Source organism: Lysinibacillus sp. FSL L8-0126, from assembly GCF_038630385.1.
GTDB classification, from domain to species: domain Bacteria; phylum Bacillota; class Bacilli; order Bacillales_A; family Planococcaceae; genus Lysinibacillus; species Lysinibacillus fusiformis_D.
The window spans coordinates 197,043-212,872 of record NZ_CP152028.1 but is presented as its reverse complement, the minus strand read 5'-3'; the positions used below and the strand labels follow the sequence as shown (position 1 = coordinate 212,872).

Genomic DNA, 15,830 nt, shown 5'->3' with positions numbered 1-15,830 from the left:
GCAGAATGGTTGATTGGAGTGGAGCCAGCGTCACTCCTAGGGGATTAGCGTCACAGATGAGACCCTGGAGCGAGCGTAAGTGAGTGAAGCGGCTCATCGGACGCCCCCTGGAAAGGGCGCTGGCGGAACGGAAATCAACCTCTCACCTTGCAAAGTTGCTTTTTCTGCCTTTGACATGATCTTTTTTCATGTGTGCTAAAAATGGAATGGAATGACATTGGAGGAGGAAGACTCGGGATTGATTTTTTTGTAAATAAAACTTTCTAAAAAATCATGAATTAAATCCTCATATTCATCCATATTTTCATTAAAGGACTGTGCATGTGCCCCAGTGTCAAAAAGTTTTAATTTTTTGGGACCTGCTTTTTTATTGTAGAGATCTAGTGACATCGACGCTGGAATAAATGTATCAGGAATACTGTGAATAAAGAGTACTGGTTTTTCAATATGTGTCACGGCTTCAGCAGGTGTTACACTTTTGAAGGAGTAACCATCTCTGAGGCGAACAAAGAAATCGGCAAAGCGAATGGGAATAATGGAGCCATATTTAAATTCGGTTTTGGCGATTTGCTTCAACAACATGGAAAAATCGGAGAACGCACAGTCTGAAATATAGAAATCAGCACCATCTTCCACTGTTCCAGCATAAAGTAGCATAGTTGCTGCCCCCATGGATTCACCGTGAATCCCAAGGATGGCGTCTTCACCAATCATGGCTTTCACTGTCTTTACTACTGCATCAAGATCATTTTTTTCATAGTAGCCATAACTCGTTGTTTTGCCCCCAGATTCACCATGACGACGATGGTCAAAAATAACTGAATTATAGCCAAGTCTTTCAAATAATCGAGCATATTTTACGGAATTTATTTTATTTTCAGTGACACCGTGACAAATGATGATGGTGTTATTAGTTTGCAAAGGCTGAAACATAATGCCTCGAATTGAGTAGCCATTAGGAGAATCAATATTGAGTTCACATTTCAAGTTATTATTGTACCAAGCTTCATCAAAGCGCTTGGCAGTCGTTTCTCGTTCTCGAACAAACTCCGGGTCTTTTTGTTGGATATACATTAATTTATTGGAAAGCGCGAAGCCGAACAGACCTGTTGCAGCTGCGGCTAGCGTTGTTGTAATACCAGAGAATAAAAGCATCTTCTTTTTCATCATAAAACACCTCCACATGCTGTTTCTTATTTGTAATGTTCCCAACTAAGATTGTTTAAAACACGTCAACATTTTACAATATCTTTGGCAAAACTGCGATTATTTCTATTATCGAAAATCGTCAAAATATTTGTTAAAATATACATATCTGCTAGTAGCATATGCATGCAGTGTTGATTTTTGAACGGGGAAAAGGGGAGAATGATTATGACAAACGAGGTAGTAATCGTGAGTGCTGTGCGTACAGCGATAGGCTCATTTCAGGGGACATTAAAAGACGTACCAGCGACAACGTTAGGTAGCATTGTCATTAAAGAGGCGTTAGCACGTGCAGGTGTAGTAAGAGAACAAGTAGATGAGGTCATTATGGGGAATGTCTTAGCGGCAGGGCTTGGACAAAACCCAGCTCGTCAAGCGGCAATTAAAGCGGGGTTACCTCACGAGGTATCAGCATTAACAATTAATAAAGTATGTGGATCGGGTTTAAAGGCTGTTCATTTAGCCACACAGGCGATTATAGCGGGAGATGCTGAGATTGTTGTTGCGGGGGGCTTTGAAAATATGAGCCAAGCACCTTACGTCTTAAAAAATGCACGAGAAGGCTTCCGAATGGGCGATCAAAAGGTAGTAGATACAATGATTCAAGATGGCCTATGGTGTGCTTTTAATGATTATCATATGGGGATTACCGCTGAAAATTTATGTGATATGTATCAAATTTCTCGAGAAGAGCAGGATGCTTTTGCGGCTCGTTCTCAGCAACGTGCAGAGGCAGCGATTGCAGTTGGCAAGTTTGAAAATGAAATCGTGGCTGTCGAGATTCCACAGCGTAAGGGAGAGCCACTTCTTTTCAATAAAGATGAATTTCCACGAGCAGGTGTGACAGCGGAGTCCTTAGCTAAGCTACGACCAGCATTTAAAAAGGATGGCTCCGTTACCGCAGCGAACGCATCGGGTATTAATGATGGTGCAGCAGCAGTTGTGGTGATGTCAAAGGAAAAAGCACAAAAGTTAGGCATTCAACCAATGGCAATTATTACAGCGAATGCTAGCGCAGGTGTCGATCCAGCTATTATGGGGACAGGTCCTGTAAAAGCTGTCCAAAAAGCACTAACAAAAGCAGAGACAACTTTAGACGATATCGATTTAATTGAAGCAAATGAAGCATTTGCAGCACAATCAATTGCTGTAGATCGTGAATTAAGCTTTAATCATGATAAACTAAATGTTAACGGGGGTGCTATTGCTCTTGGTCATCCAATCGGTGCAAGTGGTGCTCGTATTTTAGTGACGCTATTGCATGAAATGGAAAAGCGTGACGCAAAAATGGGCTTAGCCACATTATGTATCGGTGGGGGACAAGGCGTAGCAACTGTTGTAAAGCGCCCTTGATATCAATAAGAAGGTGAATGTAATGGGAAAGAAACGAAAACAGCAGCAACGCACTGACAATAGCATGACAGCTAGCCTACCTAAGCAAGAGGCGGTTACATTAGCGGATCAGCTTGGTGGCGATGTGCTCGCAAAATTAAAAGCGGCGAAGCAAGATTTAACAGCCAAAGAGCAGGCGGCAGAGGAAGAACGTCAAGCAAAATTAGCGTTTGAACGCAAACAACGTGAAAAAAATAAATCGTTTGAAGAACTACTAAACGAATATGGCGATAAAGGCTCTAAATTTTAAAAATAAAGCAGTGAATTCACACAGGTGGGTTCACTGTTTTGTCTTTTACAGCATTTAAATTATGTCGTTATAGTCGATATACAAAGAGAGATTTTTGAATTTAATGGAACGGGAGACGCTGCCAATAACATATACCTAATTGTAGTTTAGTATCAATTAAATTATGTTAGGAGAACAACATGGTAGAATTACAGACAGAAAGAATAAGATTAATTCCTTTAAACGCCAAGTATCTAAAATTACTAATAGAGCATGAGAAACAAATGGCCAAGCAGTTGTCATTAAGTATGGGTGAGGGGCATTTAGATTGCGAGCTTAAACAAGCATTGTATTTTAGACTTTCCAAAGTCGTAGAAGATGAGCAAAACTATCTTTGGCATACGAACTGGTTACTTGTGTTAAAAGAGAAAAATTGTGCTGTTGGTGGCATAATGCTAAAAGGTATGCCAAATGACCAAGAGGAAGTTGTGATTGGGTATTATACTTTTCCTCCTTATCAGGGGCAGGGCTATATGACAGAATCAATCATAGCTCTTCAAAACTGGTTACTTCATCAACTAAATGTAAAATACGTTATTGCAGATACCGAAAAAGATAATGTGGCATCCCATCGAGTTTTAGAAAAAGCAGGAGCTGCCTTGTATAAAGAAACAAACTCCCTCTATTTTTGGAGATTCCAACTTTAAAAAATGGCTAAGACAAAAGACTATGATTGTGCCTTTTGTCTTTATTTTGGTTAAAAATGATAATGTCACAAAAAAGATTTTTTAGCAAGGCGAGTAGTTCCGTTCCGCCAGCGTCCTTTTCAGGGGGCGTCCGATGATCTGCTTCCCTCACTTACGTTCGCTCCAGGGTCTTCTCTGTGACGCTGGCTCCACTCCACATTAACCATTCTGTAAAAGTGTCAGTAGCAGTAGTGAATAAAATATTTCTATTTTTAGAGAGTGGAGACGGGATTAATCACCACTACCATCAATAAAGTAGTGAACACCTTCATTTTATTTGTGAAACCTTTGTAAAAAAGAGAACTCTTTTGTAGAGCGGCAAACCTTTTTTTACTTTAAATTCTATGGATATTTTGTTATTCAACACAATGAAGACAAAAGGCTACGGTAATGCCTTTTGTCTTTTATTTTTAAGTATTTTTCTCAGTGCAACAACGATACTCACAAAAACAATGGCTCCAGCTGTATCGACCAAGACATCTTGGAAGCTCATTGTGCGACCTGGTGTAAAGCTTTGACGAAATTCGTCAATGATAGCAATTGTAGCTGTTCCTGCAATGGCAATACTTGCTGCAAAACGTCTTTTTCCCCAAGCAAAATACAGACCAAGTGCAATGCATCCAAACCCAATAAAATGTGTCAATTTACGAATTAAAAACTCTACAAATGGAAAATAACCACGTTCTTCAACGGAAACGATGGTTCCCCAATAGGGAATTTTTAAAACAGATAGTTGTTTTTCAAAAGGTTTATTGGCAAGTAGACCTTCTAATTCTGGTAGGATACTCTGTTGCTCATAGGTCATACTAGAGGAGATTACTAATATGACAAGACAGATGATGAAGACCAGCCATTTTTTCATCGGTGTTCTTGATACTGCTCATTTTTAGTCAGTTTATTGGCTGCATTAAAATCTGTGATTACGTTGATTTTTTCATAGGCAGCTAGCGTTTGAGCTAGCTGTTGTTGTGAGCTTGCCCCAATTACCGTTGAAGCGATCGTAGGCTCTTTCAAATTAAAGGCGATGGCCAGCGCATGTAAATCATCATATTGTAAAGCTAAGTCTGTTAACGATGCTGTTAATTCCTCTGCCGTATAGCCGTTAAAACCATTGACCTGTTGTAGACGTTGTTGCCAGCTATTTGTTAATAAGCCTTTTGCCACTGTGCCACGTGTTACAACAGATGCACCTTGATTTGCAATAAACTCAAACCATTCTTCAGGGCGACGATCTAGAGCACTATATTGCATCATAACGCTTTTAGCTGAGCTTGCAGGTAAAAATCGCTGCAATACATTTGGACGAATAGAAGAAATGCCATATTCACGAATGAGCCCTTCTTTTTTAAGTTCTTCAAATGTGTCAATAATTCCATCCCAATCATCTTCGATTGTGCCGCCATGTAATTGATAGACATCAATATAGTCTGTACCTAGTCGTCGTAAGCTAGCATAGGCAGCTTCTTTAATATAGTCTGGGGATGCGTCCCAATGCCAACCATCGACGCCTTCTGTCCAACGGTTTCCTACCTTTGTTGCTAAGATGACATCATGACGACGTTTACCTAACGTTGTACCAATAATTTCTTCGTTTGCACCAAAATCATATAAATCCGCTGTGTCGATATAATTAATCCCGGCATCTAATGCCATATCGACAATGGCAGCTGCTTGCTTTTTATCTGTCGAAAGAGACATGCCTCCTAAACTAATCTCTGAAATAAACAATTCACTTATGCCAAGCTGTCTTTTTTTCATATGATCGTCCTCCTTCGATTTCTCTACTTGTAATGGTACAATGAACATATCTGAAGAACAAGCGAGGTTATCGTCAGTGAAAAAGTTTGAGGAAAAAACAACGACAACAACACCAATCTATGATGGAAGAATAATAAAACTACAAATTGATGAGGTAACTTTACCAAATGGACAGGTTGCGAAACGTGAAATCATAAAGCATCCCGGTGCCGTAGCAGTTATTGCCGTTACGGACGAGGGGAAACTAGTGTTGGTAGAACAATATCGTAAAGCGCTTGAACGTTCAATCGTTGAAATTCCGGCAGGGAAGCTGGAACCTGGTGAGGAGCCGCTGGTGACAGCACGTCGTGAATTAGAGGAAGAGACAGGCTATGGAGCGCATAAACTGACTTTTTTACAAACATTTGCAACATCACCAGGCTTTGCGGATGAAGTTATTCATTTGTTTGTAGCGAGGGAATTATATACAATAGATAATAAAGCAGATTTAGATGAGGATGAATTTGTCGAATTATTAGAAGTTTCGTTGGAAGAAGCACAAATAATGGTGGCAGATCAGCGTATATATGATGCTAAAACGGCATTTGCAGTACTCTGGCTGGCTGCAAATTTAGAAAATAATCTTTTAGCATAATAGAGACGGACGAGCATAAGCTGTACAAACCTTGATAGAAAAGGAGCATGTTTATGTCTCGTACGGTGTCTATTTTTTATCACGCTTCCATCATTGCAGTAAGTTTTGTTTGCGGCGTTATTTTCTTTCATATTATTGGTGGACCGAAAGCGGAACCATTTATATTATTTATAGAGCCTCGTTTAGCAGATGGGGACAGGCACTCCATTTTTCGTTTAGTACTGCCTGTCACTATTTCTATAGGTCTTGTATTATTACTAGCAACACATAGCGTATTAAAAGTTTTAGTGCGTGTGACAGTAGCCATACGTGCCACTTTTTTTGGCTTTAGTTCTGTTTTTTTATTACAAAAACTTGAAGCTTTTTGGCTTTATACGATTTGGTGGTTTCCATTTCAGCTCATCTATTGTATATTGTTGCTAGTCCTATGCAATTTACTTGTACCCGCTTGGTCCAAGCGAAAAATCGGGAAACAAGTATCTGGTCGAACAATTTTGTTGAATTTTATCGCATTTTTCATCATAATAGTTGCTGAGTTTATTGTTATTGCTTATGTGTTAAAATGAAGGATTGAATGGACAGAAATTGTGATCAGATAAAAAATAGAAGCATGTTAGAAATCTATTCACTATCTTGTAATAGGATTTACTCCTTTGGTATAATGGAAAGAGTTTAGGGGGGCGTCACATGGAGAGCCGAATTGATCGTATAAAAAAACAGCTGCATAGTGCTAGTTACAAGCTGACGCCGCAGCGAGAAGCGACAGTTGCTGTCTTGCTTGAGCACGAAGAGGACCACCTAAGTGCTGAGGATGTTTATCTTTTAGTAAAAGAAAAAGCACCAGAGATTGGTCTAGCTACTGTTTATAGAACGTTAGAATTATTAACTGAGCTCAAAATTGTCGACAAAATCAACTTTGGCGATGGCGTATCGCGCTATGACCTACGCCAAGAGGGAGCTGCCCATTTCCACCATCATCTTGTTTGTATCGAATGTGGTGCTGTTGATGAAATTCAAGAAGATTTACTTGAAGATGTGGAAGCCGTTGTTGAAAAACGTTGGAACTTTATTATAAAAGATCACCGACTAACTTTCCACGGCATATGCTGGCGCTGTCATGATAAAAACGACGAATCGAATGAAGAAAAATAACAAAAAGCTGTCTGTTTTAATCTTAAGTATAGATTGAATCGGGCAGTTTTTTGTTTTTTTGAGGCAGCAAATGTTTTTGTTCCGAAAGCGAAGTGTAAGAACAGAAGTCTCCTCGGACGAGCTTAATGAAAGAGTTATTAATAACTTGGACACATTTAAGTAGAGTGGCCTTGGATTAATTATAATGTAACGATAATATGGTTGGATTATGTCGAATAGAGGGGGCTTTAGCACATTTCTTAAGGCCATGATAAAATAGAGAATAATTGACAGTGAGGGGGCGTTATGATGAATGAATTTCAATATGCAGTAGAGGACTATATCCATTTTATTCAGGTGGAAAGGCAGTTATCTGTTAATACATTAGCATCCTATCGCCGTGATTTAGAAAGCTATGTGCATTTTTTGCAGGAAGCAGAGGGGATGGCTGATTTTAGCCGTGTGGAACGAACAACTATTTTGCGGCATTTAGAGCAATTGCGAGCACAGGGGAAGACAAGCCGTACCGTTGCCCGTCATATTTCTTCTATCCGGAGCTTCCATCAATTTTTACTGCGAGAAAAGCGTGCAGAAACAGATCCGACTGTTCATTTAGAAATGCCAACTATTGAGCAAAAGCTACCGAATATCCTATCTATCGAAGAAATCGAAGCGTTACTAACAGCTCCGAATCGAAGTAAGCCACAAGGTATACGTGATCTTGCCATGCTAGAGTTACTATATGGATCTGGCATGCGCATCAGTGAACTCATTGCACTGGATTTAGCCGATATTCATTTAACGATGGGCTTTGTCCGTGTCTTTGGGAAGGGTGGGAAGGAACGAATTATTCCACTTGGCAAAAATGCCCTTTCGGCGATTAATGCCTATTTAAACGGTGCTCGTGGTCAGTTGCAAGGAAAGCACCCAAAAACAGATGCGTTTTTTATTAATCAAAGAGGGAAACGTTTAACAAGGCAGGGTTGTTGGAAATTAATGAAGGAGCATGCTTTAAAGGCAGGCATCCAACATGAATTAACCCCACATACATTGCGTCACTCCTTTGCAACTCATTTGGTCGAAAATGGCGCTGATTTACGAGCGGTGCAGGAAATGCTTGGTCATGCAGATATTTCTACAACGCAGATTTATACACATATTAGTAAAACAAGATTATCTGAGGTCTATAAGCAATTCCATCCACGTGCTTAAAACTCTTCAATTAAGTAAAAATTATTTTAGTCGGATGTCTGACCTTTATTTTTCGCATTTTTTTGGTAAAATAGAGTCATGAGATTAGGAGGCAACCATTATGAATAAACCGTTTAACAAAATCCATGTTGTTGTCATGGACTCAGTAGGTATAGGTGAAGCGCCAGACGCAGCAAATTTTGGTGATGTTGGTGCACATACATTAGGACATATCGCTGAAAAAATGAATGGGCTTACAATGCCAGTGATGGAGTCCTTTGGTTTAGCAAATATTGAATCATTGCAAGGTATGCACGCGGCTACAGAGCCAAAAGCATACTACGGTAAAATGCAAGAAGCATCTGTCGGCAAAGACACGATGACAGGCCATTGGGAAATCATGGGGTTAAATATCGATAAACCATTTAAGGTGTACCCAGAAGGATTTCCAGTGGAGCTTATTGCTGAGTTAGAGCAACGTACAGGTCGTAAAGTACTGTGCAATCAACCAGCAAGCGGTACACAAGTGATTGAAGATTTCGGTAAGGAACATATGGAAACAGGTGCGATTATTGTTTATACATCAGCCGATCCTGTTTTACAGATTGCTGCTCACGAGGAAATCATTCCATTAGAAGAATTATATAAAATTTGCGAAATGGCGCGTGAATTAACATTACAGCCTGAATATTTAGTAGGACGTGTCATTGCAAGACCATTTGTTGGTACGCCAGGCAACTTCACACGTACAGCCAATCGACATGACTATGCATTGAAGCCATTTGGTCGTACAACGATGAATGTTTTAAAGGACGCAGGATTAGATGTCATTGCCATTGGAAAAATCTCAGATATATTCAATGGTGAAGGTGTCACTGATTCGGTACGCACAAAAAATAATATGGATGGTATGGATCAATTTGCAGAGGTTGTCCGCCGTGATTTTCGTGGGATGAGCTTCTTAAATTTAGTGGACTTTGACGCCAACTTTGGTCATCGTCGTGATCCATTAGGCTATGGACAGGCACTACAAGAATTTGATGCACGCCTACCAGAAATTACAGAAGCGATGTCAGAGGATGATTTATTAATCATTACTGCCGATCACGGAAATGATCCAACCTTCCATGGGACAGATCATACACGTGAATATGTACCGTTAATTGTCTATTCACCACGTTTCAATGGTGGAGCAGAACTAGCTTTGCGTGAAACTTTTGCGGATATTGCAGCGACAGTTGCTGAAAACTTTAATGTAGAAGCACCACCATTCGGCAAAAGTTTCTTACATGATTTGAAATAAGGGGGTTTTTCGTATGAATATGGTTCAATTGTTTGAAAAGAAAAAACAAGGAATAGAGCTATCTCAAGCTGAAATTCAGTATTTTGTTGAAGGCTATACGACGGGTTCCATTCCAGATTATCAAGCAAGTTCACTTTTAATGGCCATACGCTTACTAGGTATGTCTGATGATGAAACATTTTATTTAACAAAGGCCATGATCGAATCAGGGGATGTTATTGATTTAACGTCTATTGATGGCTTTAAAATCGATAAACATTCTACAGGAGGAGTTGGTGACAAGGTCACACTTGTTGTCACACCAATTATCGCTTCTTTAGGAATCCCTGTGGCGAAATTTAGCGGTAAGGGTTTAGGCATTACAGGTGGAACAATCGATAAACTTGAATCCATTGAAGGCTTCAAAACAGAGCTTTCATCACAGGAGTTTATTGACAATGTCAATCAGCATAAAATTGCAGTTGCCGGACAAACAGGGAATCTTGTACCAGCCGACAAAAAATTATATGCATTACGTGATGTGACAGGTACTGTCGATTCTATTCCATTAATCGCTGCGTCGATTATGAGTAAAAAAATTGCAAGTGGCGCAGACGGTATTGTACTTGACGTAAAATGCGGCTCAGGTGCGTTTATGAAGACGCAAGAAGAAGCGCAGATTTTAGCGGATACAATGACGGCCATTGGAGAAAAACTTGGGCGTAAAGTTGTCGCACATATTAGTGATATGGATAATCCTTTAGGAAAAATGATTGGCAATAAACTTGAAGTTGTAGAGGCGTATGCCTTATTAAGTGGACGCTTGGAAGAAACGCATGAAGATTTGTTGGATGAATGTATTGTTATTTCTTCCTTAATGTACCAAGTTGCCGCTGGCGTGAATGAAGCGGAAGCGACCGCTGCGGTTAAGCGCGTGCTTGCTGATGGTTCTGCTGCTGCAAAATTTGAGGAGTTCATTGTTGCACAAGGTGGTGTAGTTTCTGATATTGTCCAAAATGAAACCGCTCATAAAGTAGCGGTGACAGCTGTTGCAGAGGGCACTGTGGAAACCATTAATGCCTTATTAGTAGGTGAAGCGAGTGTCAGTCTAGGTGCTGGACGATTAACGAAGGAATCGGTACTTGATTATGATGCAGGCATCCAGCTGATTGCTAAAAAAGGTGACCATGTCAATCATGGCGACACGATTGCTTATTTATATGCCAATCAACCAATTGTTGAAGAGACAATCAATAAAATACAGCAAGCATATACAATTGCATAAAGATTCGTTAGCGAGGGCTCTCACTTTAAGTGAGCTCTCGCTTTTTTGCGTTCTAAGGATCGTTAAACTTTAGCTAGCAATGGCGTTTAGAAAATGTAGATTTATCCCATACTGCACTTAACCTAAAAAGCTATAAGTATGTCGATTAGACACTATTTCGGAAGACTTTGCACTAGTTCTGTCAGCCGCAAGGATTCATTGCATTGAATGTGGAATTGCACGAAGAGGAGGCGATGTTCATGCATTATCAATTAGAAATGGTCACAAGAGAGACTGTCGTTATACGTTTGTTTGGGGAGCTCGATCACCATGCAGTAGAACAAATTCGAGCGAAAATTTCTACAGCAATTTTTCAAGGCACTGTGACGACCATCATTTGGAACTTAGAAGGGCTTTCCTTTATGGATAGTTCAGGCGTTGGCTTAGTGCTTGGTCGAATGCGTGAGTTAGAAGCAGTTGCTGGGCGAACTATTTTATTGAATCCATCGCCAACAATGCGAAAAGTATTTCAATTTTCAGGATTAGGGCCATGGATGATGGATGCAACAGAGGAACAAGCGATTGATCGCGTAAGGGGGATTGTAAATGGATAACGAAATGACATTAACATTTTTAGCACTTAGTGAAAATGAAGCCTTAGCCCGTGTGGCTGTTACAGGTTTTATTGCACAATTAGACCCAACTATTGATGAGCTATCAGAGTTTAAAACAGTTGTCTCTGAAGCGGTTTCCAATGCCATTATTCATGGCTATGAAGAAAATGGTAAGGGTGTTGTTACAGTTCATGCAAAACGTGAGGATGACATTGTAACGGTATCTGTCATGGATAAAGGAATAGGAATTGAGGACGTTAGTCGAGCGATGGAGCCATTATTTACAACGAAAAGTGCGATGGAGCGTTCGGGTATGGGCTTCACCATTATGGATAGCTTTTCAGATCAGCTAACAGTAATGTCTAAATGGCAAGAAGGAACAACTGTAACGTTTACGAAGAAATTTTACACAGTTCGCACAGCGGTAATGTGAGGTTGAGACAGTGAAGCCGCTAGAACAGTCGTCCGATAAGCTATTGTCTCAGGAGGAAATGCGTGATTTAATTGCACGCGCACAGCAGGGCGATCATGAGGCTCGTAAACGAATGGTAGAAGGCAATACGAGACTTGTGTGGTCCATTGTTCAACGTTTTACAACGAGAGGTGTTGAGCTTGAGGATTTATTCCAGATTGGCTGCATAGGGCTGATGAAATCTGTAGATAAATTCGATTTAACCTATGATGTGAAGTTTTCAACCTATGCAGTCCCTATGATCATTGGTGAAATTCAACGCTTTTTGAGGGATGATGGCATGGTGAAGGTGAGTCGCTCTATTCGTGAGCTAAATTTTAAAATTCGTCATGCTACAGATGAATTTATTAAGAAAAATGAACATCCACCAACCATTCAAGAACTTGCTCAGGTACTTGGTGTGACAACGGAGGAAATTGTCACAGCATCCGATGCGCTGAGAGATCCAGCATCTCTTCATGAGCAATTGTATGAAAGTGAAGGGGATTCCATTACATTGATGGACCAAATGAAAGATGAAAAATCTGAGCAACCATTTGATTATATCCCATTGAAGGAAGTACTTACGAGACTTGAACCGAGAGAGCAGTCTATTATTTATTTACGCTATTTTTCAGATTGCACGCAAACAGAAATTGCGAATAGGTTAGGGATATCACAAGTACAAGTGTCTCGTTTAGAGAAAAAAATCCTTGCCCAGCTGAAAAGTTGGATGGCTACAAGCGCTACCGTGGAGCAGGAAGCTATAAAAAAAGACATCTAAGAAAATGGTGACAGCATGACAAATAAATTATTTAACAGCTTAGAAGAAGCCGAAGATTTTCTTATTGAACATTTTGGTGACGGCGAATCATTTGACGTTGGTATTAAACACTTATTTGTCAAGGATTTGCCGGTCCTTTGTGCATATATTAGCGGGCTTGTGGACGGAGAAGCTTTAACACAGTTACTCTCTAGCATGCTTCCAAATGAAGACATTGACATTGATGTGGAGGATGAGAAGGAATATTTTGAGTCCTATTTTAATTTCCATGGGCGTTCAGAGGAAACAGAGCGTAAAGCCTATTTATTAGCCATGTTAAGTGGACAAGTCACCTTTATTACTAAAAGTGGCTATTGCTACGTTGCAGAGCTGAGGAATTATCCAGGACGCTCTCCAGAAGAGCCAGATAATGAAAAGGTAATTCGTGGTTCGCGGGATGGCTTTACAGAAGGAATTTCTCAAAATACGGCTTTAATACGTAGGCGAATTCGCAATAGTAATTTACGTTTCGAGCTACATAAAATATCCAAAATCGGCCAAACCGACGTGGCGATCGCGTTTATGAAGGATATTGCCAATGAAGATATGCTCGAAAATTTACGACAGCGCCTTGGACAAATTAATCACGATGGCTTGACGATGGCCGATAAATCATTAGAAGAATGGCTTTTTAAGCAAAAATTCCATCCAGTGCCATTTGTACGTTATACGGAACGACCTGATATTGCAGCAGCGCATCTGCTTGAAGGGCATATAGCGATATTGGTCGATACCTCACCATCCGTGATTTTAGTACCTGTTACTATATTTCATTTATTACAGCATGCGGAGGAATATCGACAGGCACCAACAGTTGGTACGTTTGTGCGATTTATGAGGTATTTTGGTTCTGTCATGGGTTTACTTTTATTACCATTGTGGTATGTATTTGCGACAAATGAATCCTTACTGCCGGATGCCTTATCCTTTTTAGGCACCGAAGAGAAATCGCATGTACCATTATTATTGCAAATATTGATTGCAGATATAGGTATTGAATTTTTAAGGATGGCCGCCATTCATACTCCGTCACCATTATCGACTGCGATGGGATTGGTTGCGGGGGTAATCATTGGTCAAATTGCTATTGATGTAGGATTATTTTCTGCGGAGGTAGTTCTTTATACAGCAGTAGCAGCTATTCTTATTTTTATCATTCCATCATATGAACTCAGTATCTCGATCAAAATTTTTAGGTTGCTGTTATTAATTATAACGGGTCTCTGGGGTGTCAATGGCTTATTTATTGGCTTATTTTTATTGTTTACGTATTTATGTTCATTACGACCTATGCAGGCACCTTATTTATGGCCGCTTGTTCCATTCTTCCCAACGGCAATGCTTCGTGTCATCATTCGTTTCCCAATGACTTCGGATGCATTAAGACCTTATGTAGTCGCTTCCAAACAGCGAAAAAGATCATAGGAGCCGTTGCACTCGTTTTTTTCATGTGATAAAGTTCACATATAGTATTTTGTGATTTTTGCAAAAATTATTTTCATTCAAGAAAAAGTAGGGTATATACATTTTTCTTTTAATATTTTTATGGAAATAATTACTTGATGGGATGCCACGAAAGTCCCTACAAAGTGTGAAAATAACAAGATGGAACGATGTGAAAAGGGAGAGATGCACATGCATTTATATGGAACACAAGCGATTTCTGAAGATGGTCATTTAACAATTGGACAGGTAGACACACTAGAGCTAGCAAAAGAGTATGGTACACCACTTTTCGTGTATGATACTGCACTTATTCGTAAGCGTGCACGCGGCTTTATCGATACGTTTAAAAAATTAGGCGTAAAAGCAGAAGTAGCTTATGCTTCAAAAGCATTTGCATGTGTAGCGGTGTATCAATTAGCAGCAGAAGAAAATTTATCCTTGGATGTTGTATCTGGTGGGGAGTTATTTACTGCCTTAAAGGCAGGCTTCCCAGCAGAGCGCATTCATTTCCATGGTAATAATAAAAGCATTGCTGAAATAGAGCTAGCTTTTGACTCCAAGATTGGATGTATGGTTGTAGATAATTTCTATGAAATACAGCTTTTAAAAGAAATTTCGGAGCGCCGTCAGCAAAAAATGCGTATTTTATTACGTGTTACACCAGGTGTGGAAGCACATACGCATGATTTCATCACGACAGGTCAAGCAGATTCAAAATTCGGCTTTGACTTAAACAATGGTCAAGCGGATGAAGCATTCCAACAAACATTTAACCATGAATTCCTAGAGCTACTTGGCTTACATTGTCATATTGGCTCACAAATTTTTGATACTGCTGGCTTTGGCTTAGCTGGAGAAAAATTGATTGACAAAATTTCTGATTGGAACAAGACTCACGAATTTACGTGTACTGTGTTAAACTTAGGTGGGGGCTTTGGTATTCGTTATACTGAAGAAGATGCACCGCTGGAACCACAAGTTTATGTAGAGGATATGATAACAGTTGTGAAAAATAAAGCAACTGTGCTTGGACTGAAGATGCCAGAAATTTGGATTGAACCAGGTCGATCACTTGTAGGTGATGCAGGAACATCTCTTTATACAATCGGTTCACAAAAAACAGTGCCAGATGTGCGCAAATATATTGCGGTTGATGGTGGGATGAGTGATAACATCCGCCCAGCATTATACGATGCTAAGTATGAGGCAGTCATTGCAAGTAAAGCGAATGAGCCGAAAAATGAACTCTATACAGTGGCTGGTAAACTATGTGAATCTGGCGATAAATTAATTATTGATGCGAAACTACAAGATGCTGCTTCAGGCGATGTGTTAGCCATATTCTGTACAGGTGCGTATGGTTATTCGATGGCTAGTAACTATAACCGTGTGCCAAGACCTGCTGTTGTATTTGTAGAAAATGGACAGCATCAACTAGCTATTCGCCGCGAAAGTTATGAAGATATTGTGCAAAACGATCTCCCGCTAACTTTAAAAAAGGGTGAGTAAATTTGAGGAAAAATAAGTGGGTATTACTAGCGTCCATTTCAACTTTTATTTTGTTGTGGGGCGTTGTCTATTGGGTGTTGGCGTCTAAAGGTATTCTCGGACCTGGTTCGTAAGACAGAAATTGGCTTGCGGTAAAAGTACAAATCGTGTAGGA

At 39.9% G+C, this 15,830-nt stretch carries 17 protein-coding genes; 14 read left to right on the top strand and 3 right to left on the bottom strand.

The annotated features are described in order from the left end of the window. Positions 1 to 195 precede the first annotated feature (195 nt). On the bottom strand, positions 196 to 1,167 hold the full coding sequence (locus MHI34_RS01055) for an alpha/beta hydrolase (protein WP_342504447.1): 972 nt from the start codon (positions 1,165 to 1,167) through the stop codon (positions 196 to 198). A 207-nt stretch (positions 1,168 to 1,374) separates the two neighbouring features. Here MHI34_RS01055 and MHI34_RS01050 point away from each other — a divergent pair, with 207 nt between their 5' ends. From MHI34_RS01050 to MHI34_RS01040, 3 genes are all read left to right on the top strand, one after another. Beyond that, entirely contained in the window at positions 1,375 to 2,559 is a 1,185-nt protein-coding gene (locus tag MHI34_RS01050; RefSeq protein WP_342504036.1) for an acetyl-CoA C-acetyltransferase, read from the top strand. A 22-nt stretch (positions 2,560 to 2,581) separates the two neighbouring features. Further along, complete coding sequence (locus MHI34_RS01045; RefSeq protein WP_036127968.1) at positions 2,582 to 2,848, top strand: YqkE family protein; 267 nt, start codon at positions 2,582 to 2,584, stop codon at positions 2,846 to 2,848. Positions 2,849 to 3,027: 179 nt separating this feature from the next. Continuing rightward, positions 3,028 to 3,534, top strand: coding sequence for a GNAT family N-acetyltransferase (locus MHI34_RS01040; RefSeq protein ID WP_058843266.1), 507 nt, complete (start codon positions 3,028 to 3,030; stop codon positions 3,532 to 3,534). 421 nt (positions 3,535 to 3,955) lie between these two features. Here the strand turns inward: MHI34_RS01040 and MHI34_RS01035 are convergent, their stop codons facing one another. Both MHI34_RS01035 and MHI34_RS01030 read right to left on the bottom strand, forming a co-directional pair. After that, positions 3,956 to 4,435, bottom strand: coding sequence for a VanZ family protein (locus MHI34_RS01035; protein ID WP_342504035.1), 480 nt, complete (start codon positions 4,433 to 4,435; stop codon positions 3,956 to 3,958). Continuing rightward, entirely contained in the window at positions 4,432 to 5,331 is a 900-nt protein-coding gene (locus MHI34_RS01030; RefSeq protein ID WP_342504034.1) for an aldo/keto reductase, read from the bottom strand. Before MHI34_RS01030 ends, MHI34_RS01035 begins: the two co-directional genes overlap by 4 nt. A gap of 76 nt (positions 5,332 to 5,407) precedes the next feature. On the opposite strand from MHI34_RS01030, the gene MHI34_RS01025 reads away from it, so the two are divergent. The 11 genes from MHI34_RS01025 to lysA all read left to right on the top strand — a co-directional run bounded on the left by MHI34_RS01025 (position 5,408) and on the right by lysA (position 15,676). Next, on the top strand, positions 5,408 to 5,965 hold the full coding sequence (locus MHI34_RS01025; protein ID WP_342504033.1) for an NUDIX hydrolase: 558 nt from the start codon (positions 5,408 to 5,410) through the stop codon (positions 5,963 to 5,965). 53 nt (positions 5,966 to 6,018) lie between these two features. Beyond that, positions 6,019 to 6,531 carry a hypothetical protein gene (locus MHI34_RS01020; protein WP_036127953.1) on the top strand — a complete coding sequence of 171 codons (513 nt, stop codon included), beginning with the start codon at positions 6,019 to 6,021 and terminating at the stop codon, positions 6,529 to 6,531. A gap of 121 nt (positions 6,532 to 6,652) precedes the next feature. Beyond that, positions 6,653 to 7,117 (top strand): Fur family transcriptional regulator, encoded by a 465-nt coding sequence (locus tag MHI34_RS01015; protein ID WP_004232171.1) that lies wholly within the window; start codon positions 6,653 to 6,655, stop codon positions 7,115 to 7,117. Between the two features lie 288 nt (positions 7,118 to 7,405). After that, positions 7,406 to 8,308, top strand: coding sequence for a site-specific tyrosine recombinase XerD (gene xerD, locus MHI34_RS01010; protein ID WP_036127949.1), 903 nt, complete (start codon positions 7,406 to 7,408; stop codon positions 8,306 to 8,308). A 100-nt stretch (positions 8,309 to 8,408) separates the two neighbouring features. Further along, positions 8,409 to 9,590 (top strand): phosphopentomutase, encoded by a 1,182-nt coding sequence (deoB, locus tag MHI34_RS01005; RefSeq protein ID WP_342504032.1) that lies wholly within the window; start codon positions 8,409 to 8,411, stop codon positions 9,588 to 9,590. Between the two features lie 13 nt (positions 9,591 to 9,603). Then, positions 9,604 to 10,854 (top strand): thymidine phosphorylase, encoded by a 1,251-nt coding sequence (locus MHI34_RS01000; protein WP_036127942.1) that lies wholly within the window; start codon positions 9,604 to 9,606, stop codon positions 10,852 to 10,854. Positions 10,855 to 11,093: 239 nt separating this feature from the next. After that, on the top strand, positions 11,094 to 11,447 hold the full coding sequence (spoIIAA, locus tag MHI34_RS00995; RefSeq protein WP_036127938.1) for an anti-sigma F factor antagonist: 354 nt from the start codon (positions 11,094 to 11,096) through the stop codon (positions 11,445 to 11,447). Beyond that, positions 11,440 to 11,880, top strand: a complete 441-nt coding sequence (gene spoIIAB, locus MHI34_RS00990) for an anti-sigma F factor (protein WP_036127935.1) — start codon at positions 11,440 to 11,442, stop codon at positions 11,878 to 11,880. The genes spoIIAA and spoIIAB overlap by 8 nt, the downstream gene beginning before the upstream one ends. 10 nt (positions 11,881 to 11,890) lie before the next feature. Further along, complete coding sequence (sigF, locus tag MHI34_RS00985) at positions 11,891 to 12,682, top strand: RNA polymerase sporulation sigma factor SigF (protein ID WP_036127932.1); 792 nt, start codon at positions 11,891 to 11,893, stop codon at positions 12,680 to 12,682. A gap of 15 nt (positions 12,683 to 12,697) precedes the next feature. Then, positions 12,698 to 14,146 carry a spore germination protein gene (locus tag MHI34_RS00980; protein WP_036127928.1) on the top strand — a complete coding sequence of 483 codons (1,449 nt, stop codon included), beginning with the start codon at positions 12,698 to 12,700 and terminating at the stop codon, positions 14,144 to 14,146. 210 nt (positions 14,147 to 14,356) lie between these two features. Then, positions 14,357 to 15,676 carry a diaminopimelate decarboxylase gene (lysA, locus tag MHI34_RS00975; protein WP_036127923.1) on the top strand — a complete coding sequence of 440 codons (1,320 nt, stop codon included), beginning with the start codon at positions 14,357 to 14,359 and terminating at the stop codon, positions 15,674 to 15,676. The last annotated feature ends 154 nt before the right edge of the window (positions 15,677 to 15,830 follow it).

Bases quoted from the DNA above. Each gene is read 5' to 3' on its own strand.
- MHI34_RS01055 (WP_342504447.1), bottom strand. From the start codon at position 1,167: ATGAAAAAGAAGATGCTTTTATTCTCTGGTATTACAACAACGCTAGCC.
- MHI34_RS01020 (WP_036127953.1), top strand. From the start codon at position 6,019: ATGTCTCGTACGGTGTCTATTTTTTATCACGCTTCCATCATTGCAGTA.
- MHI34_RS01000 (WP_036127942.1), top strand. From the start codon at position 9,604: ATGAATATGGTTCAATTGTTTGAAAAGAAAAAACAAGGAATAGAGCTA.
- spoIIAB (WP_036127935.1), top strand. From the start codon at position 11,440: ATGGATAACGAAATGACATTAACATTTTTAGCACTTAGTGAAAATGAA.
- MHI34_RS01035 (WP_342504035.1), bottom strand. From the start codon at position 4,435: ATGAAAAAATGGCTGGTCTTCATCATCTGTCTTGTCATATTAGTAATC.
- MHI34_RS00980 (WP_036127928.1), top strand. From the start codon at position 12,698: ATGACAAATAAATTATTTAACAGCTTAGAAGAAGCCGAAGATTTTCTT.
- spoIIAA (WP_036127938.1), top strand. From the start codon at position 11,094: ATGCATTATCAATTAGAAATGGTCACAAGAGAGACTGTCGTTATACGT.
- deoB (WP_342504032.1), top strand. From the start codon at position 8,409: ATGAATAAACCGTTTAACAAAATCCATGTTGTTGTCATGGACTCAGTA.
- MHI34_RS01040 (WP_058843266.1), top strand. From the start codon at position 3,028: ATGGTAGAATTACAGACAGAAAGAATAAGATTAATTCCTTTAAACGCC.
- lysA (WP_036127923.1), top strand. From the start codon at position 14,357: ATGCATTTATATGGAACACAAGCGATTTCTGAAGATGGTCATTTAACA.
- xerD (WP_036127949.1), top strand. From the start codon at position 7,406: ATGAATGAATTTCAATATGCAGTAGAGGACTATATCCATTTTATTCAG.
- MHI34_RS01045 (WP_036127968.1), top strand. From the start codon at position 2,582: ATGGGAAAGAAACGAAAACAGCAGCAACGCACTGACAATAGCATGACA.
- MHI34_RS01050 (WP_342504036.1), top strand. From the start codon at position 1,375: ATGACAAACGAGGTAGTAATCGTGAGTGCTGTGCGTACAGCGATAGGC.
- MHI34_RS01015 (WP_004232171.1), top strand. From the start codon at position 6,653: ATGGAGAGCCGAATTGATCGTATAAAAAAACAGCTGCATAGTGCTAGT.
- MHI34_RS01030 (WP_342504034.1), bottom strand. From the start codon at position 5,331: ATGAAAAAAAGACAGCTTGGCATAAGTGAATTGTTTATTTCAGAGATT.